This window comes from Lutibacter sp. (genome assembly GCF_041596795.1).
GTDB lineage: Bacteria > Bacteroidota > Bacteroidia > Flavobacteriales > Flavobacteriaceae > Lutibacter.
Map to the genome: position 1 here is coordinate 1 of NZ_JBFHHX010000031.1, position 18,150 is coordinate 18,150.

An 18,150-nucleotide genomic window follows, 5' to 3' on the forward strand; every position below is an offset into this window, starting at 1 on the left:
TTATGGACAATCATTTTGGTTTAATTACCATAGATTGGAAATTGAAAATTCCGAAAATAAAAATGGAAATTTGGGATGAATATGACAATCAGCGAATTGAATATACAATTAAACTAGATGAAATAAGCTTTAAAAAATAAGTAATTACTTGTAAATTAGTAGTTTATATAATGTTGCTTTTTTAAGTTTCTATTATTTTCTGGTGAGAATAAAAGTTGTAGTTATATAAAAAAGTAAAAAATGTAGGTAAAATTACGTTTTACCAATAGCCTTGTTTAGCGCATTTAGTGTTTAATAAATAAAACAACTACAGAAGAACCGTTTAAATCTAAATCAACAGTAGTTATGGAAAATTATTTTGAAAACTTACTTCAAAAAATTTCTATTATCGAAACTTCTTTTACGTTGAGGTAGTGGAATAATTAGTTTGCTATATTCCAAAAATCTTTAACTAAATTATCTCTAAAACAGGTTTAAAAAAATTACTTTGAAAGTAAATATAGAATGTTTCTAAATTAAAAAAACACTAAATTTATTGATTGAAAAATTGTGATTTTTAAATCGCATTTTTTTATAAGTGATATTCACATTTATTTTTTTATCAGACGTTAAATAAGTTCAAATAACTTGTAATTATTTATATATAATGATGGAAAAATGACCTAAAAATTAATAATGAAAAATAAAATACTTCTAGTAGTTGCTGTGCTTCTATTATTTTCATGTACTGAAAATACAAATAGCATAAAAGTTAAAAATATTGTTGAACTTAATAAGGCTATTGAAAACGCTGTTGCAGGAGATGAAATAGTGTTAGCAAATGGAGTTTGGAAAGATGTAAAAATAAATTTTTATGGTTTGGGTACTGAAGAGAAACCAATAACATTACGTGCAGAAACTCCTGGAAATGTATTTGTTGAAGGTCAATCTTATTTACAGTTAGGCGGAGAATATTTAATAGTTGATGGTTTATATTTTAAAAATGGTTATACACCAATAAGTGGTGTAATTCGCTATATGATTGGTAAAGATAGCGTTGCCAATAACAGTAAAGTTACAAATACTGTTATTGAAGATTTTACACAACCAAACAGATTAGCAACTGATCAGTGGATTGAATTTTATGGCAAACAAAATAAATTAGAGTATTGTTATATTTCAGGAAAATCTAATGATGGTGAAACATTAAGAGTTTATTTATCTGGCAATGAGCATATTAATAATCATCATCAAATAGTAAATAATTATTTTGGACCACGTCCAAGAAAAGGAGGTCCAAGAGCCGAAACAATGCGAGTTGGTGCTAGCGAAACAAGTTTTGCGCCTAGTTTTACAAACGTATCTAATAATTATTTTGAAGCTTGTAATGGCGAGGTTGAAATTATCTCTAACAAAACAAATTTCAATTCATTTAATAATAATATATTTTATAAATGTGAAGGTTCTTTAGTTTTACGTCATGGAGATTATGCAACGTTAGATGGAAATATTTTTATTGGTGGTGATGAATCTGAATTTTATGGAGGAATTAGAGTTGTAAACTCGGGTAATTTAATTGTCAATAATTATTTTTATAAAATAAATGGAGCAGAATTTAGAACGCCTTTGGCTGTTATGAATGGAATTTTTAATGCAGGATTAAATAGGTACAAACAAGTTACCGATGGTGTTATTGCATATAACACTTGGGTAGATTGTAAATCGCCAATACAAATTGGAGTAGGGCAAAACATTGCAAGTGCAGATGTTCTTCCGGCAAGTGAAATACGCGATTTACCTCCAATTAGAACTATTATAGCTAATAATATTATATATAATACCGTTGTAGATGAAAAACCTTTAATAAACCATAGTTCTATGGACGGAATACTTTTTCAAAATAATTTAATTGATAACAATGGAAAAGAATATTCTGAATATAATGCCTTACAAAGTACTTCTATAAAAATGAAAAAGGTGAATGAATGGTTATATGCGCCAAACGATGCTGAAAATAAAACCTTAAATGAGGTTTACCTTGGTTATGATTTTGGTAAAATTCAACTTGATATTTTTGGAACTTCAAGAAAGGAAAAGAATAGTGTTGGGGCTATTTGTAATTTGGCTGAAGCAGAAATATTTAAAATTGATAAGAAAAAATATGGTCCAAATTGGTTTAATACTGATAAAAAAGCTGCGAAACCAAAAACTTTAATAGCGTCATCAAAAGAAGGTGATTTGGCTAAAAAAATTAGCCAAGCAGCTAATGGAGATTTTATTGAGTTAAATGATGCTTTGTATACTGTAAATACATCAATTGCAATTAATAAAAAAATTACACTTCAATCAAAAAATAAAGCGCAAATAGTTTTTACAGGAGGAAATGATTCTATAGCGTTTAAAATGCATCCTAAAGGAACTTTAAAACTAGAAAATTTAGTTTTAAAAGGTGAGAAAGGTAAAATAGCTTTTGCTCCTTTAAAAGAAAATATGGGAATGGCTTATAACGTATTTGTTGAAAATTCTGTAATTGAGGATTTTGATTTTGTGTTAAAAGCAACCAAAGGTTCGTTTGCCGATGAACTTAATTTTAAAACAACAACCATTAAAAATTGTTTAAACGGAATTGTACTTGCCGCAGATGATAAAGGTGATTATAATGCTGAATTTGTAACTTTTGAACAATGTGAGTTTGTAAATGTGCAAAAAAATGTGATTCATTTTTTTAGAGATGGATATGATGAATCTACAATTGGAGGTTATTTAGTTGTAAAAAATAGCTCGTTCATGGGTTGTGGTAAAGCCGAAAAAAGTGGTGTTTTGGTAAAGTCTAGAGGTATTATTAATTTTAAATTATTTGGTAATACGTTTAAAAATAATCCAATAAAAAATATTGCTATTTTATGGGGAGAAAAAAATAATCATTATAAAGATAATACAGTAATAAATTCGGGAATAATAAAAGTGGAAGAACAGCAAAAATTAAAAATATTGTATTAAATATGCGTTTTAATAAAATCATTAAAAATTAATACATTTATCCAATGAAAATATTAATATTAAATGGACCTAATTTAAACTTGTTAGGAAAACGTGAGCCGGAAATTTATGGCAGTTCAACTTTTGAAGATTTCTTTATGGAATTAAAAAAGAAATATGCCGATGTAGAACTTGAATATTTCCAAAGTAATATTGAAGGTGAAATTATTAATAAATTACACGAAGTTGGTTTTAGTTTTGATGGTGTAATTTTAAATGCTGGTGCGTACACACATACATCTGTAGCAATTGGAGATGCAATTAAAGGAATTAAAACACCGGTAATTGAAGTTCATATTTCTAATGTTCATTCACGTGAAAGTTTTAGACATACATCATATATTGCTCCAAATGCAAAAGGTGTAATTGCTGGTTTTGGCTTGCAAAGTTATGAGTTGGCGCTTGAGAGTTTTTTGTAATTAAAATTTCTCAAAAACACCTAAACCAAATAGTGCAAAATCGTATTTAACAGGATCTAGTTTATCAAGTTTACGTAAATTTTTGTCTAATTGAGCTAATGCTTTGGCATCGTTTTGTTTTCTTGTTAACAAGCCTAATTTACGGGCAACATTACCAGAATGAACATCTAGTGGGCAAGATAATATACTTGGAGAAATACTTTTCCAAATACCAAAATCTACGCCTTTAGTATCTTGTCTTACCATCCAGCGTAAAAACATATTTATGCGTTTTGCAGCAGAGCCTTTTAAAGGATCTGAAATATGTTTTTCAGTTCGTGGTAAATGATCAATTTCAAAAAAAATAGTTTTAAATTGATGAATTGCTGGTTGTATGGAATCTTTAGTTGCCCATTTTTGAAAAATAGTTTCTAAACCTTGGTGTTTGTTGTAAATGTGTTGAAGGGCTTTTATAAAATACTTAAAATCATCAATATTAAAAGTTCTATGTACAAAATGATCGAAAGAATCTAAATTGTCTTCAGTATGATTCATTACAAAATCAAAAGGAGAATTACCCATAAATTCTATCATTTTATGGGCGTTTTTAATAATCATTGTTCTGTTTCCCCAAGCAATTGTAGCTGTTAAAAACGCGGAAATTTCAATATCTTCTTTTAAACTAAATAAGTGAGGAATTTGAATAGGATCACTTTCAATAAAATTTGTGTTATTGTATTGATTTACTTTTTCATCTAAAAATTCTTTTAGTTCAGTTTTAGTCAAAATGTAAAAGTGTTTCTATTTTTTTAATTATTTCATTAGGTTTTTCTTCAAAATTAAACCAATGAATATCTGTGTCTTTTTTGTTCCAGGTAACTTGTCTTTTAGCAAATCTTCTGGTATTTTTTTTAATTTCTTCTATAGCAAAATCTAAGGTACAATCACCATCAAAATAACTAAATAACTCTCGGTAACCTACTGTTTGTAGTGCGTTTAAGTTTTTGTGTGGATATAGTTTTTTAGCTTCTTCTAACAAACCTTGTTGCATCATAATTTCAACACGTTTATTAATACGGCTGTACATAATTTCACGAGGCGCTTCTAATCCTATTTTTAGTGTTGTAAAGTTTCTTTTTTCTTTTAATTTATTTTTAAATGAAGCATATGGTTTGCCGGTTCCAATGCAAATTTCTAATGCTCTAATTAACCTATGTGGATTTTCAATTTCTATAGTATTATAACTTTCTATATCTAATTCTTTTAGCTGATTTTGAAGTTTTTTAATACCTTCACTTTGCAAGCTATTATTTAAATTTTCTCTAATTTCTGGTGATACATCTGGAAAATAATCCAATCCATCAATAACTGCATTAGCATATAAACCACTACCGCCAACCATAATTACAATAGTATGCTTTAAAAATAGAGTTTGTAATGTAGCCAAAGCATCTCGTTCAAAATCTCCAACACTATAATTATCAAAAATAGATCTGTTTTGAATAAAATGATGTGGAGCACTTGCTAATTCTTTTTTAGAAGGAACTGCAGTGCCAATTTCCATTTCTTTATAAAACTGACGAGAATCGCACGAAATAATTTCTGTTTTAAAATAGTTTGCTAATAATATACTTAAAGCTGTTTTACCAATGGCTGTAGGGCCAACAACTGTAATTAAATAGTTATTCATTGTATAATTTTTCTCCACAATTATTACAATATTTAGAATTATCTAAATGTTTTTCCATTCCACAATTGGCACAATGCAGTGTGTTTTTAGGAATTGGTTCAATTTTAGTCATTTCGGAAGTTACAATACCTGTTGGTACCGCAATTATTCCGTAACCTAAAATCATTACAATACTTGCAATAAATTGTCCTAAAGGTGTGTGTGGAGAAATATCTCCGTAACCAACCGTTGTTAAGGTTACAATTGCCCAATACATACTATATGGAATGCTTGTGAATCCGTTTTTTGGACCTTCTACCAAGTACATTACAGTTCCTAAAATAATAGTTAGTACTAATACAGCTAATAAAAATACAGAGATTTTTACTTTACTGGCTTTAAGCGCTACAGATAATGTTTTTGAAGCCCCTAAATAACGAGCTAATTTTAAAATTCTAAACACTCTTAAAAGGCGCAATGCTCTTAAGGCAATTAATGCGTGTGTGCCAACAAATATTAGTGAAATGTATTTAGGAATGGTAGCTAATAAATCTATTACACCGTAAAAACTAAAAATATATGTAGTTGGTTTTTTAATGGTTACAACTCTTAAAATATATTCAATTGTAAATAAGATGGTAATAATCCATTCTGCAAAATTTAAAACCGCATGGTATTTTTTATCAATACTTTCTATACTCTCTAACATTACCAAAATAATGCTAACTATAATGGTAATAATTAGTAAAATATCAAACCATTTTCCGGCAGGAGTATCTGCTTCATAAATAATTTGATGAATTTTGTCTTTCTTTTGCTGAATATTTGATTTGGCTGTTTCCAAAACTTATTTTTTAAAATTTCTAATAAAGAAAACGAATCAATTTAAAATCGGACTAATTTTTCGACTTTATTTTTTTGAAGATATTTTTTTATAATGAATCTATTTTCAATGGAATTTTCCATTGGAGAAACAAGTGTGCGCAGTATTTCTAAATTGTTAATTTGGTGTTCTAGATTTACGTAGCAATAGCCTTTTAAAATATTGTTTTCAATAAGAATTACCGATTTTTCTCCAATTGTTCGTCCTTTATCTATTACTAATAAATTTTCGTTACTAAACTCAATTTCAGTATACTGTTCTTTTTTGGAAAAATTGTATTTAGGTTTATTTAATAAAATCTCTTTATGATATTTTAATTGTGAAATTAACTCATTTCCAGTTTCTTCATAAGAAACAGAAACTACATTGTTTTGTATAGTAACTGCTTTTTTTGATGTTCTTAAAAATAATTGATTTACTGCTTTTTTTATATTTAACCCTTTTCCAATTAGTAAAATATTACTAGTACAATTATGTACGTAAAACAAGCCTATTTTAGCAGGTAATTCATCTAAAATATTTAAAAGTTTTGGCGCTAGTTTTCGGCTAGTATCAATTTTAATTGCTTGTTTAATAATTTCTTTGTTACTGTCTTTGTTTAGTAATAATTTAAATAACTGTACTGTAGCAATTACATCGCCTTCAGCTCTATGTCTGCTAGAAACAGGAATACCTAAAGATCTGCAAAGTTTTCCTAATTTATAAGATGGTTGGTCTGGAATTAATTTTTGGCTTAGCTCTACGGTGCACAATGTTTTACGTTCAAATACAAAGCCTAAGCGTCTAAATTCGGTAGTTAAAATTCTATTATCAAAATTAGCGTTATGAGCCACCAAAACGCAGTCGGTTGTAATTTCTACAATACGTTTTGCTACTTCGTAAAATTTGGGAGCATTTTTTAACATTCCGCTATTAATACCCGTAAGATTTACAACAAATGGCTGAATTTCTCTTTCAGGATTAATTAAGCTTACAAACTGATCTACAATTTGGTGTCCATCAAATTTATAAATAGCAATTTCGGTAATTCCTTCTTCATTGAATTTACCTCCAGTAGTTTCTATGTCTAATATTGCGTACAAGGATTAATTATAATTTCTATTTCCAAAAATTGAACTACCTACTCTAATCATATTACTGCCTTCTTCAATGGCAATTTTATAATCGCCACTCATACCCATTGAAAGTACGGTTGGATTAAAATTTTCAGAAATGTATATTTTAGATGAATTTAAGTAATTTTTTAATAAACTAAACTCATTTTTAATAATAGTTTCATTATCTGTAAAACTGGCCATTCCCATAAAACCAATTATTTTAATGTTTTTTAATTCTTTTAAATCGTTAGAAGTTAACAGTTTAGTGGTTTCGTTTGGAGATAAACCAAATTTAGTTTCTTCACTAGCTATTTTTATTTGTAGTAAACAATTAATAATTCTATTGTTTTTAAGTGCTTGTTTGTTAATTTCTTGTAACTTTTTTAAGCTATCAACACCGTGAATTAAATTTACAAAGGAAGCCATGTATTTAACTTTGTTGCTTTGTAAATGGCCAATCATATGCCACTCTATATCTTTAGGAAGTGCTTCGTGTTTTTCAACCATTTCCTGAATTTTATTTTCACCAAAAATTCGTTGTCCGGCATTGTAAGCTTCTAAAATATCGGCTATAGGTTTTGTTTTTGAAACCGCAATAAGTGTTACTTCTTTAGGAATTGAACTTTTAATTTGTTGAAGGTTCTCTGAAATACTCATAAATTCTTTTCAATAAAAAAACAAAGATACTCTAAATTTACGAATCAATTATCTCAAAAATGGTTAAACCGCTTCTTAATTTAGGTTCAATATAGGTGCTTTTTGGTGGCATTCTTAAATTTTCATTAACTACGGCTTTTAGTTGTTCTATAGAAACAGGGAACGAGCCAAAACCAACTTTATAATCGCCAGAATCTACTTCTTTTTTAAGTTGTTTTTTATCAAAAATTGCTGGTAAACACTTTATTCTTGGATCGGTTTTTAAATCGTTAATACCCAATATGGGTTTTAAAATTGTTTTATGAATGATATGCGTATCTAAATCCGATAACGCGTTATTTATTTTGTAATTGGTATTTTTTAAGCGTAAGGAATAAAACTCACCATTTAAATACATACTAAAATGATGTTTTTTACTTGGTTTGTATGCACATTTTTCTTTTTTTTCAACAATAAAATTTTCTGACAATTTTTCTAGAAACTCAGCGCTAGATAAGCCATTTAAATCTTTTATAAATCTATTAAATTCGGAAATTTTTAAATTGGCATCAGAAATTAAATACCCCATAAAATAATTGTAACATTCATTTCCGGTATGATTCGGATTTTCTAATTTCATTTTATTGGCTAAATAATAAGAAGAAGCCGTTCTATGATGTCCATCAGCAATATAAATGGCATTCATTTTATTAAACTCTTTTGTAATAGTTTCAATTTCCAGGTCATTATCAATAATCCATAATTTATGCAATCTTTTTGTATGAGTCATAAATTCATACTCAGCTCTTTTTTCGGAGTATTTTTTATAAATTTTATTTAAATAATTATTTTCAGGGTAGGTAAGTAGCACCGGTTCAGCGTTAAAGCCTGTAATGCCTAAATAGTTTCCAAATAATTCTTCACGTTCTTTTAATGTGTCTTCGTGTTTTTTAATACTATTATTTTCGTAATCTTTTACGTGAACAATGGCAATAATTCCCCAAAAAACATCGTTGCCATATGATTTTTGATGTAAATAATATGATGGTTTTTTATCCTGTTTATATATATCATCTTTTTTAAACTTAAGATATGTTTCACGGATTTTTTGAAACTTTTCCTCTCCAGTTAAATTTATATTATTTACGTATCCAGGTTTTATAATATGAAGAAAAGAAAATGGGTTATAGCTTAATTGGGCTTTTAATTCTTTTTTCGAATATTGATCATAAGACCTAGAAGTTGCCAAAGCAGCTTTATCTCTTGTGGGTCTTATAGCTCTAAAAGGTTTTATGTTTGCCATACAATTGAAATAAATAAATTTACAAATTCAATAATAGAACTAATCAAATATACAATAATATTATATTTTAAGCATTAAAAAGGCGTGTAAATTATGTAAATGATAAATTATTAATTAGACTTAATTTTAGCAGGTTTTAAGGGTCTTTCCAATTTTATACGTAACTAGGATTTTCTATTTCTTGTTTTGCTAACTACTATTTTATACTTTTTTGCTTGTAATTATATTGGTACTTTTATTTTTTTATTCGTATTAATATTAAAACTGTTTTGTTAATTTTGCACAAACAATTACAGATGTATAAAACAATTATTAGACCACTGTTTTTTCTTTTCGATCCAGAAAAAATTCACCATTTCACATTTTCACTTATAAAGTTAGTTTCTAAAATTCCGGGTATTCCAGGTTTATTTAGAAAGTTATTTCTGGAAAGTAACCCAAAATTAGAACGAAAATTATTTGGACTTACATTTAAAAATCCGGTTGGATTGGCTGCTGGATTTGATAAAAATGCGGTTTTATATAATGAATTGGCAAATTTTGGTTTTGGTTTTATTGAAATTGGAACTGTTACTCCAAAAGCACAAGAGGGAAATCCTAAAAAACGTATTTTTAGATTAAAGGCCGATAATGGTTTAATTAACAGAATGGGTTTTAACAATGGAGGAATTGAAGCTGCAATTGAAAATTTGAAAAAAAATAAAGGTCATATACTAATTGGTGGAAATATTGGTAAAAATACTGCAACAATGCCTGGTGGTTATACGCAGGATTATTTAGAGTGTTTTAATGCTTTGCATCCGTATGTAGATTATTTTGTGTTGAATGTGAGTTGCCCAAATGTTGGAAGTCACGCTAAATTAACCGATAAAGATTATTTAGTAGAGTTAATTACAGAAGTTCAAAATGCAAATAAAACGTTTAGTAAGCAACGGCCAATTTTATTAAAAATAGGACCAGATTTAAATGAAATTCAGTTAGATGAAGTTATTGAAATTGTGACAGAAACAAAAATTGATGGTGTAATTGCATCAAACACATCGGTCAACAGAGAAGGATTAATAGCTTCTAAAGAGCAATTAGAGTTTATTGGAAATGGTGGTTTAAGCGGAAAACCAATTAAGGACAGAAGCACGGCGGTTATAAAATATTTGGCAACAAAATCTAATAAATCGTTTCCAATAATTGGTGTTGGAGGAATTCATTCTGCAGAAGATGCATTGGAAAAATTAAAGGCTGGTGCAGATTTAATTCAAATTTATACTGGTTTTATTTACGAAGGCCCTGCATTAATTAAAAAAATTAATAAGGCTATTTTAAAAGAACAAAGTATTTAATGCAACTGTATAAGTGGTTTGCAGAGCTTGTTGCTAGAGTAAAAATATAAGACAAGCGCAGCGTGTCTATTAGTTCTAATTCAAATTTTATAATTCATATTTTAGATTGGAAATATTATTATCATTTATTGGAGCATCTATGTTACTAACTATAATGCCTGGCCCAGACATTTTATATGTGTTAGTGCAAAGTATTTCTAACGGTAAAAAATTTGGAATTGCAACTGCCTTTGGATTGGTTTCCGGAATTACTATTCACACTACCTTAGTTGCTTTTGGCGTTTCAGCAATTATAAAAAGCTCAGAATATTTATTTTTCTCTATAAAGTTATTTGGTTCATTTTACTTATTGTATTTAGCATACTTAACCTATAAATCTGACGAAGAGGTTTTTATAAACACAAAAGCAGAGAAAAAAGGCTTAGTTAAATTGTTTAAGCAAGGCTTTATTATGAATGTTTTAAACCCAAAAGTATCTATTTTTTTTCTGGCATTTTTTCCTGGGTTTTTATATAGCTCTTCACAAAATACAATTATTCAGTTTTATGTATTAGGAGGGGTGTTTATGTTGCAAGCATTTATAATTTTTTCGTTAGTAGCAATCCTTTCTGGTAATTTTGCAGCATATTTAAAAAAGCATCCTAAATTTAATTCCAATATAAAATGGTTTAAAATTATTGTTTTTGTTGGCATTGCTATTTTTATAATTTTTTCTAACTAGTTATTGTACATTTGAAGTATGAATAAAGTAAAAATCATAGAATGTCCGCGAGATGCCATGCAAGGTGTTAAAACGCATTTTATTGATACAAATAAAAAGGCACAATTTATAAATGCATTGCTACGTGTTGGTTTTGATACTATAGATTTTGGCAGTTTTGTTTCTCCAAAAGCAATACCGCAAATGCGTGATACTGCAGAAGTTTTATCAAAATTAGACCTTAGTAAAACAGCGAGTAAATTGTTAGCAATTGTAGCCAATGTTCGTGGGGCAGAAGATGCTTGCAAGTTTAATGAAATAAATTATTTAGGCTATCCTTTTTCTATTTCTGAAAATTTTCAAATGCGAAATACTGGTAAAACAATTTCAGAATCTGTTGTAATTTTAGAAGAAATATTAACAATAGCTACAAAATCAAATAAAGAAGTAGTAGCGTATTTATCAATGGGATTTGGAAATCCTTATGGTGATCCTTGGAATGTTGATATTGTTTCAGATTGGACAAGAAAATTGGTAGAAATGGGAGTGAAAATTATTTCTTTATCCGATACTGTTGGAAGTTCTTCGCCTGAGATTATAGATTATTTATTTTCTAATTTAATTCCGCAATATCCAACAATTGAATTTGGCGCACATTTACATACAACTCCAAATACGTGGTTTGAAAAGGTTGATGCTGCCTATAATGCTGGCTGTAAAAGGTTTGATGGTGCAATAAGAGGTTATGGTGGTTGCCCAATGGCTAAAGATGAATTAACTGGAAATATGCCTACGGAAAAATTAATTACCTATTTTAATCAACATAAAGTTGAAACTAATATAAATGCAATGAGTTTTGAAAGTGCCTATAATGAAGCTCTTAAAATTTTTGAAAATATATAATCAGTTGATTTTCAAGTGTTCCTTTTCTTAATTACTTTCATAATTTGTAATTATTCTAAATAAATTTTTAATTATTGATTTTGTTATATACATTTGCCTTGTTATTTATAATAAGTCTAAATAAAAACAAACAATTAATCAAAAATGAAAAAATTACAATTACTTTTAGCAGCAGTACTAATTAGTAGCGTTGGATTTTCACAAGAAACAACCAATGAAACATATCAAAATTCAGGAAGTAAATTACTAAATGATAATTTACCAAAAGGGATAACATTAGGTGGATATGCACAAATAGATTATAATGAGCCAGATGGTTCAGAACCAGGAAATTTAGATGTACATCGTTTAGTACTACTTTTTGGCTATAAATTTAACGAGAAAGTTAGTTTTTTAACCGAAATAGAATATGAACACGTACAGGAAGTGTATGTAGAACAAGCCTATTTAAGATATAAGTTAAACGAAAATGTGAATGTATTGGCTGGTTTAATGCTGGTACCAATGGGAATTATTAATGAATACCACGAACCAACAACCTATTATGGTGTTGAAAGACCAAATGTGGATAATGTTATTGTTCCAACAACTTGGAGAGAATTAGGAGTAGGTGTTTCTGGTAATATAGATAATGCTTCTTTAAAATACCAAGCTTATTTATTTAACGGATTTAAATCGTATGCCGATGGAGCTGGAATTATAAAAGGTTCCAACGGATTGCGCTCTGGCCGTCAAAAAGGAGCAGAATCTACCGTTACTTCTCCAAATTTTTCTACAAAATTAGATTATTACGGTATTACTGGCCTAAGAGTTGGTTTATCTGGTTATTTTGGTAAAACTCAAACTGATGATACTTCTTTAGAAGCTTCAACTGTTGGCGTTTCTATGATTGGGTTAGATGCGCGTTACAAATACAATAATTTAGAATTAAGAGGGCAATATATAAATGCTAATTTATCAGATACAGAAGATTATAATACTTTAACTGGTAAAGATTTAGGTTCTAAAATGACTGGTGCTTATGGTGAAGTGGCATATAATTTTAATTTAAAAGGTGAAGAATCATTAACACCATTTTTACGTTACGAAAAGTACAATACACATGCTGATACAGAAGGTACTTTAGCTGTTAATAAAGCATATGAAAAAGACGAATTAATTTTTGGTTTAAATTATAAAGTTGCAAATGGTGCTGCTTTTAAAGTTGACTATCAATTAGTAAACAATGCAGTTTCTGGTAGCGATACTTCAAAGCAATTTAATGCAGGAGTAGCTATTTGGTTTTAATAAATAAATTTTAGTAAATGGGGCTGCATTAATATTTATTAATTAATGGTGGCCTCATTTTTATTTAAATTTTACTACAATTAAATACATTTATATGAAAAAATTTCTTTACATAACCATTTTAGTCTTTATTACAGCATCGTTTACTGTTTCAAAACGAATAGAAGCCTTAATACAAAAGGAAGTGAAAAGTGTTTTCTCGGTAGAAACATATCAAAAACAACATGTTCCAATATCAAAAGATATTTTAGCTAGTTTACCTCAAAAAATTACAGACAACAACTTTTATAAAGTTTATACCAATAAAAATGTTTTAGGTTATTATTATTTTGGTCAGGCGTACGGAAAAGCAGATTTTTTCGATTTTATTGTTATTTTTGATAAAGACTTAATAGTTTCAAAAGTAAAGGTGTTAGTGTACAGAGAGGATCACGGAGGCGAAGTTGGAAGTAAACGTTGGTTAACTCAATTTAATGGGAAATCTAAAACCGATAATTTAACCTATCAAAAGGATATTGCGGCAATTTCCGGAGCTACTATTTCAGCAAAATCTATTACAAATGAAATTAATAAATTACTAAAAACGGTTCAAATTTTACATAATAAACAAGTATTATAATGCAATTACACGGTTTAATTCATCAATTTCCTAAGGAAATAAAAGCACTTATTTTAGCTTTTGTTTGTGTTTTAAGTATTGGTTTTTATGGAGGTTTAAGTTTTGTAAATAATACAACTTCTATGCAAGTTAATGGTATTGAAACACATTATTTAGGAAATGAAGAAGATGAAGAGGCCGAAATTATGAAGTTTAAAAAAAGTGAACGAGAAATTTTAACTGTGGTTCATAATCATATTTTATCGTTATCAGTTATTTTTCTACTGTTATCATTAATTCTTTCCACCACTTCTATTAATAAAAAGCTTAAATATTTTTTAATGATTGAGCCTTTTTTATCAATAATTTTAACCTTTGGGGGTATTTACTTTTTATGGAAAGGATTTACTTGGGTTAAATATATAATTGTTATTTCTGGAGTATTTATGACACTAAGTTTTGTAGCCGCCACAGTCTCAATTATCTATCAAATATTAGCATCAAAAAAATATAGTAGTAGCTAATTCAATTAAAAAGTGTAAATTTGCACGCAATTAATTACTAAGTTGATTGCATTATGATTTCACATTCCGATAAATTTGTAGGTGAAGGTTTAACCTACGACGACGTATTACTAATTCCAGCTTTTTCTGAAGTACTTCCAAGAGAAGTTAGTATTCAAACAAAATTTTCAAAAAACATAACTTTAAATGTTCCTATTGTATCTGCAGCTATGGATACAGTTACAGAATCTGACATGGCAATTGCTATGGCACGTGAAGGTGGAATTGGAGTTTTGCATAAAAATATGACTATTGAACAGCAGGCAACTGAGGTTAGAAAAGTTAAAAGATCGGAATCAGGAATGATTATTGAACCGGTTACAATTACCAAAGATCAAACAGTTTTAGAAGCAAAAGCTTTAATGCATGAATACGGCATTGGTGGTATTCCTGTGGTTGATGGTAAAGGTACTTTAATAGGAATTGTAACTAACAGAGATTTACGTTTTGAACGTGATAATAACCGAAAAATTGAAGAAATAATGACTTCAAAAAACTTGGTTACTGTTTCTAAAGGAACCTCATTAAAAGAAGCGGAAATTATTTTACAAGACAATAAAATTGAAAAATTACCGGTAGTTGATGAAAATTATAAATTGGTTGGATTAATTACCTTTAGAGATATTATTAAAGTAAGTGAAAATCCAAACGCCAATAAAGATCAATACGGTCGTTTAAGAGTAGCTGCAGCCATTGGAGTTACAGGTGACGCCGTGGAAAGAGCCGAAGCTTTAATAAGTGCAGGTGTAGATGCTTTAATTATTGATACTGCGCACGGACATACAAAAGGTGTTGTAGCAGTTTTAAAAAACGTGAAAAGTAAATTTCCAAATACCGATATAATTGTTGGTAATATTGCCACTGGAGAAGCAGCAAAATATTTGGTAGAAGCTGGTGCAGATGCGGTTAAAGTTGGTATTGGTCCTGGATCAATTTGTACTACACGTGTTGTTGCAGGTGTTGGATTTCCTCAGTTATCTGCAATTATTGAGGTTGCAAATGCTATAAAAGGATCTGGAGTTCCAGTTATTGCAGATGGTGGAGTTAGATATACAGGAGATATTCCAAAAGCAATTGCTGCGGGTGCCGATACTGTTATGCTTGGTTCTTTACTAGCGGGAACTAAAGAATCTCCTGGAGAAACTATAATTTTTGAAGGAAGAAAATTTAAATCATACAGAGGAATGGGTTCTGTAGAGGCAATGAAACACGGATCTAAAGACAGATATTTTCAAGATGTTGAAGATGATATTAAAAAATTAGTTCCTGAAGGAATTGTGGGTAGAGTTCCTTATAAAGGAGAATTAAACGAAACAATGCATCAATTTATTGGTGGTTTACGTGCAGGTATGGGATATTGTGGTTCTAAAGATATTGAAACTCAAAAACTAGCGAAGTTTGTTAAAATTACTTCTGCTGGAATGAGAGAAAGTCATCCACACAATGTTACTATTACTAAAGAATCTCCAAATTATTCGAGATAATAGTTTGTAAATAAAATAGTAAAAAGCTGTTTAAAAAGAGAAATTTTCGTCAACCTGTCTCATTAATTATCGAGATTAAACAAAATAGGATGATGAGATGCTGAAAAAAGTTCAGCATAACGGTTTCAAAACTTTCTAAACAGCTTTTTTGTATCTATTAAATTCCTTTTTACAACCTCATATATTATTCTTATTTTTATCAAAGCTTTTATAAAAAATAAAAATTAAATTTTAGTATGAATGTTGTAATAATTGAAGACGAAAAACCAGCAGCACGTAGGTTGAGTAGAATGCTAAATGATTTAGGAATAAATCCAATTGCTATGTTGCATTCAGTTGAAGAATCTATAAATTGGTTTCATACCAATAAAAATCCAGATTTGTTATTTTTAGATATTCAACTTTCAGATGGTTTGTCTTTTGAAATTTTTGATGAAGTAGAAATTACAAGTGCTATTATTTTTACAACTGCTTATGATGAATATGCTTTAAAAGCTTTTAAATTAAATAGTGTAGATTATTTGCTAAAACCAATTGATGCTGATGAATTGGAAAACGCCATTCATCAATATAAAAAAATAAAAGCCCCATTATTAAATGAAGGGTTTGATATTGAAGCGCTAAAAAAAATTGTTTTATCATCTCAAATCACTTATAAAAAAAGATTTACGGTTAAAATTGGCCAACATTTAAAAATGATTCCAATTGATTCTATAGAATGTTTTTACAGTGAAAATAAAGCAACACACGTACATAGTACAGAAAATAGAAGTTATTTAATTGAAGATACATTAGATACGTTAGAAACAATTTTAGATCCTTCTGTATTTTTTAGAGTGAGTAGAAAATATTTTGTAAACATTCATCATATAAAAGACATAATTGCCTACTCTAATAGTCGTTTAAAAATAATTTTAAATTCTTTTATGGAGTTTGAAATTATTGTGAGTCGCGAGCGCGTGAAAGATTTTAAAAATTGGATTGAGTAAACCAAATATTTTAAAAATCTTGTTTTACACCATTTAAATAAACAGCTTCAATTTGATTGTTTCCGAAAGAATATGGAATAAAACTATAACTCGGAATTTTTTTGGTAATTATAAAATTCGCTTTTTTTCCTCGGCAAATACTTCCATGTGTTTTTTCTAATCCCATTGCATAAGCACCATTAAGTGTAGCTGCATTTATAGCTTCTTCCGGAGTCATTTTCATTTTTATACAAGCAGTTGAAACAACAAAGTTCATGTTTCCCGATGGAGTAGAACCAGGATTATAATCAGATGCAAGTGCTAAAGGTAAACCAGCATCAATCATTTTTCTTGCAGGCGTATAAGGTATACTTAAAAAATAAGAGCAACTTGGTAAAGCTACTGGCATAGTTTCTGTATTTTTTAAAACTTCAATATCTTCTGTTCTCATTTCTTCTAAATGATCTACAGAAAGTGCTTTGTATTTAACACCGGTTTGCACACCGCCAATAGCATTAAATTGATTAACATGAATTTTAGGTCTTAGTCCGTAAACCTTGCCAGCTTCAAGTAATTTTACTGTATCTTCAACCGAAAAATAACCTGTTTCACAAAAAACATCAATAAAATCGGCTAATTTTTCTTTGGCTACAATGGGTAGAATATTTTCAATAACATCTATTAAATAGTCACTTTTTTTGTTTTTAAAGGCTGCAGGTAATGCATGTGCTCCTAAAAATGTTGCTTTTATGGCTATTGGATAATTTTCTTTTAGTTTTTTTATCACTTTTAACATTTTTATTTCCGCATCTTTAGTTAATCCGTAACCCGATTTAATTTCAATGGCACCAGTTCCTAATTTTATTACTTCTTCTAATCTAGCGGCAGATTGTTTGTATAAATCTTCCTCTAAAGTATTTTGTAAAAGTGTAGCAGAATTTAAAATACCACCACCGTTAGTTGCAATTTCTTCATAAGTAAGACCGTTAATTCTATCCACAAATTCTTGTTCTCTGTTTCCTGCATACACAATATGCGTATGACTATCGCACCAAGTAGGAAGAATTAATCTATCGGTTACATCTATTATTTTATCAAAAGAAATTGAGGGTGTAAAATTATGCATAGAACCAAAATCTAGGATACAATCATTTTCAATAATTAAAAAAGCATTTTTTAGAGTAGGAAGATTATTCATTTCATTACCAGAGACATACTTTTTTGGCATATCTTCAATTTGAATTAATTCTTTTATATTGGTAATTGCTATTTTCATAATTTAAGGCAAAAAGAGTACCAAAGATAC

Annotated in this window: 17 protein-coding genes; 10 read left to right on the forward strand and 7 right to left on the reverse strand. The window is 28.8% G+C overall.

Annotated elements, in window-relative coordinates; translation table 11 throughout:
• The first annotated feature begins 675 nt into the window (after positions 1–675).
• A complete protein-coding gene (locus ABY298_RS05745; protein WP_372745052.1) occupies positions 676–2,979 on the forward strand; it encodes a chondroitinase-B domain-containing protein in 2,304 nt (767 codons plus the stop codon).
• 44 nt (positions 2,980–3,023) lie between these two features.
• The gene (gene aroQ / locus ABY298_RS05750; protein WP_372745053.1) at positions 3,024–3,437 is read left to right on the forward strand and encodes a type II 3-dehydroquinate dehydratase; all 414 of its coding nucleotides are present in this window, start codon (positions 3,024–3,026) and stop codon (positions 3,435–3,437) included.
• On the opposite strand, the gene ABY298_RS05755 is transcribed toward aroQ, so the two are convergent.
• From ABY298_RS05755 to ABY298_RS05780, 6 genes are read right to left on the reverse strand one after another with little or no spacing between them, the layout of a single operon-like run.
• Positions 3,438–4,202 (reverse strand): TIGR02757 family protein, encoded by a 765-nt coding sequence (locus tag ABY298_RS05755; RefSeq protein ID WP_372745054.1) that lies wholly within the window; start codon positions 4,200–4,202, stop codon positions 3,438–3,440.
• Entirely contained in the window at positions 4,195–5,106 is a 912-nt protein-coding gene (gene miaA / locus ABY298_RS05760; RefSeq protein ID WP_372745055.1) for a tRNA (adenosine(37)-N6)-dimethylallyltransferase MiaA, read from the reverse strand. Before miaA ends, ABY298_RS05755 begins: the two co-directional genes overlap by 8 nt.
• Positions 5,099–5,929, reverse strand: a complete 831-nt coding sequence (locus ABY298_RS05765; RefSeq protein WP_372745056.1) for an ion transporter — start codon at positions 5,927–5,929, stop codon at positions 5,099–5,101. The genes miaA and ABY298_RS05765 overlap by 8 nt, the downstream gene beginning before the upstream one ends.
• Positions 5,930–5,970: 41 nt before the next feature.
• Entirely contained in the window at positions 5,971–7,050 is a 1,080-nt protein-coding gene (locus ABY298_RS05770; protein WP_372745057.1) for an exonuclease domain-containing protein, read from the reverse strand.
• A 3-nt stretch (positions 7,051–7,053) separates the two neighbouring features.
• Positions 7,054–7,722, reverse strand: coding sequence for a YggS family pyridoxal phosphate-dependent enzyme (locus ABY298_RS05775; protein WP_372745058.1), 669 nt, complete (start codon positions 7,720–7,722; stop codon positions 7,054–7,056).
• Positions 7,723–7,759: 37 nt separating this feature from the next.
• On the reverse strand, positions 7,760–9,004 hold the full coding sequence (locus ABY298_RS05780; RefSeq protein WP_372745059.1) for a DUF1015 domain-containing protein: 1,245 nt from the start codon (positions 9,002–9,004) through the stop codon (positions 7,760–7,762).
• Between the two features lie 296 nt (positions 9,005–9,300).
• Between ABY298_RS05780 and ABY298_RS05785 the strand changes: the two genes are divergently transcribed.
• The 8 genes from ABY298_RS05785 to ABY298_RS05820 all read left to right on the forward strand — a co-directional run bounded on the left by ABY298_RS05785 (position 9,301) and on the right by ABY298_RS05820 (position 16,865).
• Complete coding sequence (locus ABY298_RS05785) at positions 9,301–10,341, forward strand: quinone-dependent dihydroorotate dehydrogenase (protein ID WP_372745060.1); 1,041 nt, start codon at positions 9,301–9,303, stop codon at positions 10,339–10,341.
• A gap of 106 nt (positions 10,342–10,447) precedes the next feature.
• Entirely contained in the window at positions 10,448–11,062 is a 615-nt protein-coding gene (locus ABY298_RS05790) for a LysE family translocator (RefSeq protein WP_372745061.1), read from the forward strand.
• Positions 11,063–11,080: 18 nt separating this feature from the next.
• Complete coding sequence (locus tag ABY298_RS05795; protein WP_372745062.1) at positions 11,081–11,944, forward strand: hydroxymethylglutaryl-CoA lyase; 864 nt, start codon at positions 11,081–11,083, stop codon at positions 11,942–11,944.
• Positions 11,945–12,088: 144 nt separating this feature from the next.
• Complete coding sequence (locus ABY298_RS05800; RefSeq protein ID WP_372745063.1) at positions 12,089–13,231, forward strand: hypothetical protein; 1,143 nt, start codon at positions 12,089–12,091, stop codon at positions 13,229–13,231.
• Between the two features lie 94 nt (positions 13,232–13,325).
• A complete protein-coding gene (locus ABY298_RS05805; protein ID WP_372745064.1) occupies positions 13,326–13,850 on the forward strand; it encodes an FMN-binding protein in 525 nt (174 codons plus the stop codon).
• Entirely contained in the window at positions 13,850–14,353 is a 504-nt protein-coding gene (locus ABY298_RS05810; RefSeq protein WP_372745065.1) for a hypothetical protein, read from the forward strand. The genes ABY298_RS05805 and ABY298_RS05810 overlap by 1 nt, the downstream gene beginning before the upstream one ends.
• Before the next feature lie 53 nt (positions 14,354–14,406).
• Positions 14,407–15,876 carry an IMP dehydrogenase gene (gene guaB, locus ABY298_RS05815; RefSeq protein ID WP_372745066.1) on the forward strand — a complete coding sequence of 490 codons (1,470 nt, stop codon included), beginning with the start codon at positions 14,407–14,409 and terminating at the stop codon, positions 15,874–15,876.
• A gap of 236 nt (positions 15,877–16,112) precedes the next feature.
• A complete protein-coding gene (locus ABY298_RS05820; protein ID WP_372745067.1) occupies positions 16,113–16,865 on the forward strand; it encodes a LytR/AlgR family response regulator transcription factor in 753 nt (250 codons plus the stop codon).
• A 10-nt stretch (positions 16,866–16,875) separates the two neighbouring features.
• On the opposite strand, the gene hutI is transcribed toward ABY298_RS05820, so the two are convergent.
• Positions 16,876–18,120 carry an imidazolonepropionase gene (hutI, locus tag ABY298_RS05825; protein ID WP_372745068.1) on the reverse strand — a complete coding sequence of 415 codons (1,245 nt, stop codon included), beginning with the start codon at positions 18,118–18,120 and terminating at the stop codon, positions 16,876–16,878.
• Between the last annotated feature and the right edge of the window lie 30 nt (positions 18,121–18,150).